This window comes from Bradyrhizobium sp., assembly GCF_049512235.1.
GTDB lineage: Bacteria > Pseudomonadota > Alphaproteobacteria > Rhizobiales > Xanthobacteraceae > Bradyrhizobium.
This window is the reverse complement of sequence record NZ_JBEKXH010000024.1, coordinates 21,136-28,613: the sequence shown is the minus strand read 5'-3', so window position 1 is coordinate 28,613 and position 7,478 is coordinate 21,136. Positions and strand designations below refer to the sequence as shown.

Sequence of the window (7,478 nt, the reverse complement as noted above, 5' to 3'; positions counted from 1 at the left end):
CTTCATGTATTTGCCGTGCTACCGGCTGCCGGAAGCCCACCGTCTATTGGCCGCGAAAGGCGTGATCGAGTGGATGGAAGTTCGTCGGGGCTATCTCGACGTGATGCGGCTCGCGACCTCAGGCGAGCCGGCCTGACCCTATGCCGAGGCCAGGGGCTGCACGGCGAGCACGCCGCGAAGACCAGCCGCCGAGCCTGCCAAAATGCCGGCGACCGCGACGAAGGATGAAAGCGCCAGCGTCGACAGGCCGGTCAGGCCCTGCCCGACCGAGCAGCCATAGGCCATGGCGCCGCCCGCCCCCATCAGCGCAGCACCGCCGATCGAACGCAGCATGTGATGCGGCGAGTTGAAACCTTCCCAGCGAAAGCGATGCGTGGCCAGCGCCGTCACCAGGCTTCCGGCGAACACGCCTCCGACAGTGGCAATGCCGAAGTTCAACGTCAGCCCGGTCGACAGCATCATATACTGGATCGTATCGGCGATCGGCGCGATGAAGGTGAGCGAAGCGACCGGCGCCGGATTGAAGTCGTCGGCGCCGAGATAACCGGTCGCGAACCATCCGGCCGCGACCAGCAGGCCGACGACAACGCCCGCCGCGATCTGCCCCCATGCGCGCTGGAACGGCGCATGGGCGAACGCGAAGATGATCAGGGCTCCCGAGATCAGCGAGGCCGCCAGCATCCGCGTATAGGCATTGCCGACGCCGAGCGCCGACAACAGCGCCGGCACGGAAGTGATCTTCGGCGCGGTCTGCGATACCTGCAGCAACAGGATCCGGCCCGGCGCGATCAGGCCCTTCAGGGTCATCTGGGCAAATATGCCGAGCACGATCACCACGACCAGCGAGCGCAAATTGCCGCGTCCGAGCAGCACCAGCGCGCGCGAGCCACAGCCGTTCGAGAGCACCATGCCGTAGCCGAACAGCAATCCGCCAAGGAACATCAGCGGTGCCGAGAACGACGGCTGCAGATAGATCGACTTGCCGAGATCGACGACGCCCCTGGCCGCGAGCAGCTGCACGGCTGCGATCGCAACGCCGAGCGCCAGCGCGTAGGTCCGGATCAGGCGGCTGTCGCCGATAGCCCACCAGCCGCGCAGGCCGCTCATCAGGCAGAACCCGCTCAGAAGACCGACCGTGCCATAGATAAGGCCGATCAACAGGCCGGCAAAGACAACTATGTTGGCGCCTGACGGCACTGAGTTCCCCTGCGTCGGTTGAATCGCCACAAGATAGGATACGAATATTACGCCTGCAAACAGTGTCCCGGCAGCGGTTTTCCGGGTATGCCCGGCCCGTTGCGATGGGCCGGACGCGATTTGACGCCCGCGGGGATCATTGACACCATGCCGGTCCGGCGACATGACTGGCCGGCTGCGCTTGTTCGAGAGGCTTGTTCCAACAAGCCCGAAGACCGGGAGAGCGTTTTGGATCCGATCCTGATCGGCAGGCGACCGGGGAGCGCGAAGTGAACGTCAAGGCCACGCTTTTAGCTGACGATCTGGCGCCGGACGATCTGGCGCGCGCTTGCGCCGAGGCCATGTGGAAGGAAGATACCGCAAGCCAAGCTCTCGGCATCGAGATCCTGCGGATCAAGCCGGGCGAAGCGACCATGGCGATGACGATCCAGCCGGAGATGGTCAACGGCCATGGCATCGCCCATGGCGGCTTCATCTTCACGCTGGCGGATTCGGCCTTCGCCTTTGCCTGCAACAGCCGTAACGAGCGTGCCGTCGCGGCACAGGGCAATATCTGCTTCATCAGGCCCGGCAAGCTCGGCGACCGGCTGATCGCGACCGCGCGCGAAATCTCGCGGACCGGCCGGTCCGGAATTTATGATGTGCGCGTCAGCGTCGATGACAGCACCATCGCCGAGTTGCGCGGGCACTGCCGCACCGTCGGCGGCACCTGGATTCCGTCAGCCGACATTGGCGCACCATCAAGATAAACAACAAATATCAGGAAACCGCCCATGGCTCCCACCCCGCGATTTAGGCCCGGCAGCTACCGCGCCGAGTTGGACGACGCCGAGCGGGCCTCCCGCGACGAGATCATGGCGCTGCAAACAAGGCGGCTCGCCTGGTCGCTGGCGCATGCCTACGACAATGTCGCGCACTACAAGAAGGCCTTCGACGGATGCGGCGTGCACCCCAGGGATTTCCGGCAGTTATCCGATCTTGCGAATTTTCCCTTCACGGTTAAAACCGATCTCCGCGACAACTACCCGTTCGGCCTGTTCGCGGTGCCGCGCGAAAAACTGGTGCGAGTCCACGCCTCTTCCGGCACCACCGGCAAGCCGATCGTGGTCGGTTATACCAGGGACGACATCGCGATGTGGTCGGACGTGATGGCGCGCTCGATCCGCGCCGCCGGCGGCCGCACCGGCATGATCCTCCACAATGCCTATGGCTATGGTCTGTTCACCGGCGGCCTCGGCGTGCATTACGGCGCCGAACGGCTCGGCTGCACCGTGGTGCCGATCTCCGGCGGCATGACCGAGCGGCAGGTGCAGTTGATCAACGACTTCAAGCCCGACATCATCACGGTGACGCCGAGCTATATGCTGGCCATATCGGATGAATTCAAACGCCAGGGGCTGGATCCGCGGAAATCGTCGCTGAAAATCGGCATCTTCGGCGCCGAGCCCTGGACCAATGCGATGCGGTCCGAAATCCAGAACTCGTTCGACATGGATGCCACCGACATCTATGGCCTGTCCGAAGTGATCGGCCCCGGAGTCGCGCAGGAATGTATCGAGACCAAAGACGGTCTGCAGGTCTGGGAGGATCATTTCTACCCCGAGGTGATCGATCCGCAGACCGGCGCGGTGTTGCCCGATGGCGAAAAAGGCGAACTGGTGTTTACCTCTCTCACCAAACAGGCCTTTCCGGTGATCCGCTATCGCACCCGCGACCTGACGCGGCTGTTGCCGGGCACGGCGCGGCCCGGCCTGCGGCGGATGGAAAAGGTCACGGGCCGCTCCGACGACATGATCATCGTGCGCGGCGTCAATCTGTTCCCGACCCAGATCGAGGAAGTGCTGCTGGCGACCGACTGGTGCGGCGGTCACTTCATCATCGAACTGACGCGCGAAGGCCGAATGGACGAGATGACGGTGAAGGCGGAAGCCCGCCCCGAGCGCTGGGACGGCGTCGGTCTCCTCGAGCACACCGAGCAGGTCTCCGCCCATATCAAGAACACCATCGGCATCACCGCGCGCGTCATGGCGGTGCCCCCCGATTCGCTGGAGCGCTCGCTCGGCAAGGCCCGGCGCATCTTCGACCGCCGGCCGAAGGATTGACCCGCGTTCGCGGATGCGTCCGCGACAGTGAAGCCGGGTTTTATGCTCCCTTTCCGGAAGACAGGTGAACTTCGAGACGTTCGAGAAGCGGTTGTTGGCTCGCGAGAATTTTCCGCTTTGCGTTTGACAGATCGAACCATTGTGCACGGTCGACTTCCGGAAAGCTCTGTCGACGACCGCTCTTCGGCGGCCATTCAATCTCGAAGGTGTTGCTGGAGATGGTCTCGGCGTCGAGATTTCCCTCCACCGCGAACGCAAGCACTCGTTTGCCGCCGCGCTGCAGAATTTCGCCAAGGAACTGGAGCGGCTGCCCAGCGGCGCTTCCGAGTTCTTCGAGGAACTCGCGTTGCGCCACCTCCACAGGATCCTCGCCGGGCTCGATCTCGCCCTTGGGTATCGACCAAGCGCCTACGTCCTTGTTGCGCCAGAACGGCCCGCCCGGGTGGACGAGCAGAACCTCAAATGTCCGCCCGGTGCGTCGATACATCAGGATGCCCGCGCTCGATGCCGGCATCGGCTTCAGGGCTGCTGTTCGGCCGGCGATTTGGCGTAGTTCATCATCGCCGCTTGGGTCTGCGCATAGTACAATTCAGGGGTCGGATCATGGGCCTATTCCGCTGGCGCGAACGCGAACCTAATGAAAGCAACATCGAAAGGTTCCACTGCCGCAAACCGGCCTCGCGCGGCGAAGGAACCGGAGCCCGGCTTTTCCATTGGTGAATCTCCGAGGTGAAAAGGGCTGCCTGACCGTGCTGTGGTCGATCGTCAAAGAAGCTGCCGTCAGTTGGTCGAACCACAAGGATTCGCGCCAGGGCGCGGCGCTGGCGTACTACTCCGTCTTCTCCCTGGGACCGATTATCGTCATCGCGATTGCGGTCGCCGGCTTTTTCTTCGGCTCTGAAGCGGTAACCGGCCAGGTCGCGGGCTCGATCAAGGATTTGCTCGGCGATACCGGTGCAAAAGCCGTGCAAGCGATGTTGGCCGATGCCGGGCGGCCGCGCCAGGGCACCATCGCTTCCCTGCTGGGCCTGGGCGCCCTGCTCTCTGCGGCTATCGGTGTCGTCGTCCAGCTAAAAGATGCGTTGAATACGGTCTGGGAAGTCGAGGCAACACCGGGCCAAGGCACCTGGTATTTCATCCGCAGCTACGTCGTGTCGCTCGCCGCCGTTCTGGCGCTTGGTTTTCTCCTTCTGGTCTCGCTAATGGTGACGACGGTCCTGGCGGCCTTCTCGAAATATGCCGCGCCGCACGTAGCGGAGTGGCTGTTGCATCTCATCAACAGCCTGGTTTCACTGGCGGTCGTCGCCCTGTTGTTCGCGATGATGTTCAAATGGCTTCCGGACGCAGCTGTCGACTGGTACGACGTTTGGCTCGGGGCCGCTTTGACGGCCATCCTGTTTGAAATCGGGAAGTCGGCGATTGCCTTCTACATCGGAAAACAAGCTCTCGAATCCACTTATGGCGCTGCCGCTTCCATCATTGTCGTGCTGATCTGGGTCTATTACACCTCACAAATCATCCTGATGGGCGCGGAAGTCACGCATGCTTTCGCAAGACATCGCGGGTCCATCAAGGCGCGCGGCGATAGCGGACGCCGCGCCGATGTTTCGGTTCCGGTCACCCACCTCGGTCCGCGCGACGGACGAGTGGAAGGTGATGTCGAGGCTTCGGTTAGAACGGATCGCGCCTGATTGCTGAACCGGGAGCGAGCCACATCACGCCGAGAGCGCGAAAATTCCTTGCCCCAAATCAGGCGTCGCGGCGCCGCTCTACGGCCCGCCTCTTCTCGGAAATCGCCTTTCGAAGAACTCGCGACAAAGCCTCCACCGAATAGGGTTTCTGGATCAATTGGAAACCGCGATCGGCGTTCTGCGCAAGAACGTTGCTGTAACCGCTCGTCAGCACGACCGGAAGGCCGGGATAACGTTCTCGAATTGCCATCGCCAGATCGACGCCGTTCATCCCGGGCATGATGACGTCAGAAAACACGAGGTCGTAAGCCAATTCGTTTTCGGCGAGCGCCTTGAGCGCGGCGTCGGCGCTGCCGACCCAATCGATCTCGTAACCCAGATCTTGAAGTAGTTCTGTGGAGAAGCGACCGACCTCTTCATTATCCTCCACCATCAGGACGCAGTTGCCCCGACCGCTGGCGGACGCTTCCAGTCCTGCTTGTTTAGGCGGTTTTTCGGCCGGAGAATCCACTTGCGGCAGGTATATCGTAAAGGTCGACCCTTGACCTACTGCGCTGGTGACGAAAATCTCACCACCGGACTGTTTGACGAAGCCGAACGCCTGGCTCAGCCCTAATCCCGTTCCCTTCCCGACGTCCTTGGTCGTGAAGAACGGCTCGAAAATAACATCCAGCTTGTCGGCGGCGATCCCCGATCCGGTATCCTCGACCGCAACCGCAATGAACGGGCCCACACGCGGTCCGTTGGCACGCATGGCCGGAATTCTGCCGACCGACTGCACCCGGATGGAGAGTTGTCCTTCGCCCTCCATGGCGTCGCGGCCGTTGACCGCGAGATTGACGAGGGCGGTTTCAAATTGCGCGACGTCGGCCAGCGCAAAGCACGCCGGCCTGCAGAGGTCGAGCTCTATTCGGATCCGGCCTCCGACGAGCGGACGTATCAGTTGGGCGATGCTTTCGACCTGGGCTCCGACGTCGAACACCTGCGGCGTAAGCGGCTGACGACGCGCGAACGCCAGAAGCTGCCCGGTGAGTTTCGAGGCGCGGTCGACCGTGTCAGAGATCGCATCGACGTAACGGCGTCGCCTTTCCTCGGACAGCTCCCGACGTCTGAGGAAATCGGTCGCCGATCGGATGATGGTGAGAAGATTGTTGAAGTCGTGGGCAACGCCCCCCGTAAGCTGGCCGACGGCTTCCATCTTCTGTGCCTGTCGCAATCCCTCTTCGGCGTGTCGCCGCTCCGTGATGTCGACCGCCTCTGAAAGCACTCCCGAAACATTGCCGTTCTGGTCGAACATCGGCCGCAACGCAAAGTCGAAATAGCGATCCCCGACCGGAAGGTGCAGCAGCATCTCGGCCCGAACAATCTCTCCCCGGACGGCAGCGGTGAATGCATTCCGAACGGTATCGCTCATCCCCTCTGTCGCGGAGAACCAGGGTGAATTCCAGAATGACCTTCCCGCGACTTCACGCTCGCTGCCCCGGATCCCCGCCAAGGCCGTGCTGTTCGCGTAAACCACGCTGCCATCGAGATCTACCAAGGCCTGATACTGGTTGGTCGTTTCAAAAATCGCGCGTAGCTGCGTCTCGCTGGCGGCAAGCTGGGCCGTCCGCTCCTCGATGCGTCTTTCAAGGGATTCGTTCAGCTGACGAAGGTCGTTTTCCGCCTCCTTCGAGGACGTAATGTCGTGAGCAACGCCGATGAAACCGATGTGATTTCCCGCCGGATCCCAGCGCGGCTGCGACTCCGAGCGCATCCAGCGGTATTCACCGTCCGCGCGCCTGTAGCGCGCTTCCAGCGTAAAGGGCTTCAGCGAGGCTTCTCCGGAGAGGCTTTCCTTCACAATCCTTGCCTTGTCTTCCGGATGCAGGATTTTGCGCCAGTCAAAAACGAGCGCCCGGTCGTAATCGAGACCAAGGAATGCGAGGTAGGCCTGGTTCGCGAACGCCCGCGTTCCGTCGGTGTTACTCACCCACATCGGTACAGGCGCGCTATTGGCGATCAGTTGAAAGCGCTCCTCGCTTTCGCGCAGCCTCTCCCGAGCGATCGATCGATCGGTGATGTCGATATGCGCACCGAGGAGCCGCAGCGGCTTGCCGGCCGGGTCTCGCTCGATGCGGGCCTCGGTCGCGATCCACCGCACCTCACCGTCTTTGGGCCGAACAATCCGGTACTCCGACGAGAACCTTTCCTCCTTGCCCCCGACCGCATCCATGAACCGCTTCACGGTCCGATCGCGGTCTTCCGGATGAAGCCGCCGGACCCAATCTTCGTGGGTGTCGTTGGTGTCCGGCGGCAGCCCATGCATTTCCCGATATTCGGGAGAACGAAAGCTGTTCTTAAAACCATCGGTCAGGTCGACGACGACACCGGCAACGCGGGCGATGCGCTGGATCCCGATGAGCTCGGTTTCCCGTTCCCGCAGCGCGCGTTCGGCTTCGGCGAGCGTCTCGTTCAGTTGCCGCAGTTCCGCCTGGCTGGCGATCAG

At 62.3% G+C, this 7,478-nt stretch carries 6 protein-coding genes; 3 read left to right on the top strand and 3 right to left on the bottom strand.

The features are described from left to right. Nucleotides 1-138: 138 nt before the first annotated feature. A complete protein-coding gene (locus ABSG20_RS03940; protein ID WP_423863178.1) occupies nt 139-1,197 on the bottom strand; it encodes a YeeE/YedE family protein in 1,059 nt (352 codons plus the stop codon). 269 nt (nt 1,198-1,466) lie between these two features. Here ABSG20_RS03940 and paaI point away from each other — a divergent pair, with 269 nt between their 5' ends. Together paaI and paaK are read left to right on the top strand one after the other, a co-directional pair. Then, nucleotides 1,467-1,946, top strand: coding sequence for a hydroxyphenylacetyl-CoA thioesterase PaaI (gene paaI / locus ABSG20_RS03935; protein WP_423863177.1), 480 nt, complete (start codon nt 1,467-1,469; stop codon nt 1,944-1,946). A 24-nt stretch (nt 1,947-1,970) separates the two neighbouring features. Further along, nucleotides 1,971-3,299, top strand: coding sequence for a phenylacetate--CoA ligase PaaK (gene paaK / locus ABSG20_RS03930; RefSeq protein WP_423863176.1), 1,329 nt, complete (start codon nt 1,971-1,973; stop codon nt 3,297-3,299). A 40-nt stretch (nt 3,300-3,339) separates the two neighbouring features. On the opposite strand, the gene ABSG20_RS03925 is transcribed toward paaK, so the two are convergent. Then, entirely contained in the window at nt 3,340-3,813 is a 474-nt protein-coding gene (locus tag ABSG20_RS03925; RefSeq protein WP_423863175.1) for an NUDIX hydrolase, read from the bottom strand. 235 nt (nt 3,814-4,048) lie between these two features. Here ABSG20_RS03925 and ABSG20_RS03920 point away from each other — a divergent pair, with 235 nt between their 5' ends. Further along, entirely contained in the window at nt 4,049-4,990 is a 942-nt protein-coding gene (locus ABSG20_RS03920; protein ID WP_423863174.1) for a YihY/virulence factor BrkB family protein, read from the top strand. Between the two features lie 58 nt (nt 4,991-5,048). Here the strand turns inward: ABSG20_RS03920 and ABSG20_RS03915 are convergent, their stop codons facing one another. After that, nucleotides 5,049-7,478 carry a PAS domain S-box protein gene (locus ABSG20_RS03915; RefSeq protein ID WP_423863179.1) on the bottom strand — a complete coding sequence of 810 codons (2,430 nt, stop codon included), beginning with the start codon at nt 7,476-7,478 and terminating at the stop codon, nt 5,049-5,051.